This window comes from Streptomyces sp. WM6386, assembly GCF_000972385.1.
GTDB lineage: Bacteria > Actinomycetota > Actinomycetes > Streptomycetales > Streptomycetaceae > Streptomyces.
Genome location: NZ_JXTE01000205.1, coordinates 1 through 1,152, shown reverse-complemented (window position 1 = coordinate 1,152; position 1,152 = coordinate 1). Strand labels below are relative to the sequence as shown.

Annotated in this window: 1 pseudogene; it reads right to left on the bottom strand. The window is 68.3% G+C overall.

From position 1 onward, the window contains the following. Positions 1 to 1,152, bottom strand: a pseudogene (locus TN53_RS40755) (alpha-1,4-glucan--maltose-1-phosphate maltosyltransferase); the annotation flags it as partial.

The window sequence follows — 1,152 nt, the reverse complement described above, 5'->3', positions numbered from 1 at the left end:
GTGTGATCAGGGGGGTGATGCTGTCGGCTGTGTCCCAGTCGCGGGGGCGGAGTTGGTACTTCTCGGAGTCGAGGTATTCCTCGCTGCCGTCGCGCAGGGGGGTGTTCTCGCACAGTTCGTAGCCGCTGTAGATGCCCCAGGTGGGGGAGAGGGTGGCGGCCAGGATGGCGCGGATCTCGAAGGCGGGCCGGCCGCCGTGCTGGAGGTAGGCGTGCAGGATGTCGGGGGTGTTGGCGAAGAAGTTGGGCCGCATGTAGGCGGCCGCCTCACCGGACAGCTCCCGCAGGTACTCGGTGAGTTCTTCCTTGGTGTTGCGCCAGGTGAAGTAGGTGTAGGACTGCTGGAAGCCGATCTGGCCCAGGGTGTGCATCATCGCCGGGCGGGTGAACGCCTCGGCCAGGAAGATCACGTCCGGGTCGCCGGCGTTGATGTCCGCGATCACCCGCTGCCAGAACACGACCGGTTTGGTGTGCGGGTTGTCGACCCGGAAGATCCGCACACCGTGGTCCATCCAGTACCGCAGCACCCGCACGGTCTCCGCGATCAGGCCGTCCATGTCGGCGTCGAAGGCGATCGGGTAGATGTCCTGGTACTTCTTCGGCGGGTTCTCCGCATACGCGATGGTGCCGTCGGGGCGGTGGTGGAACCACTCCGGATGCTTCTGCACCCAGGGATGGTCGGGAGAACACTGCAGGGCGAAGTCCAGAGCGATCTCAAGATGGTGCTCGCGGGCCCGGGACACGAACCAGTCGAAGTCCTCGATCGTGCCCAGATCCGGGTGGATCGCGTCGTGCCCGCCCTCCGGGGAGCCGATCGCCCACGGCACCCCGACATCCTCCGCAGCCGCCGACAGGGTGTTGTTGGGGCCCTTGCGGAACGTCGACCCGATCGGATGGATCGGCGGCAGGTAGACCACGTCGAAGCCCATCGCCGCGATCGCCCCGAACCGCCGCGCCGCCGTGCGGAAGGTGCCGTGCGGGCGCTCCGGCGTGCCCTCGGACCGCGGGAAGAACTCGTACCAGGCCCCGTACAGCGCCCGCTCCCGCTCCACCAGCAGCGGCAGCACCTCGGAGACGGTCACCAGATCCCGCAGCGGATACCGCGCCAGCACCGCGTCCACCTCGGGCGTCAACGCCCCCGCCAGCCGCGCCG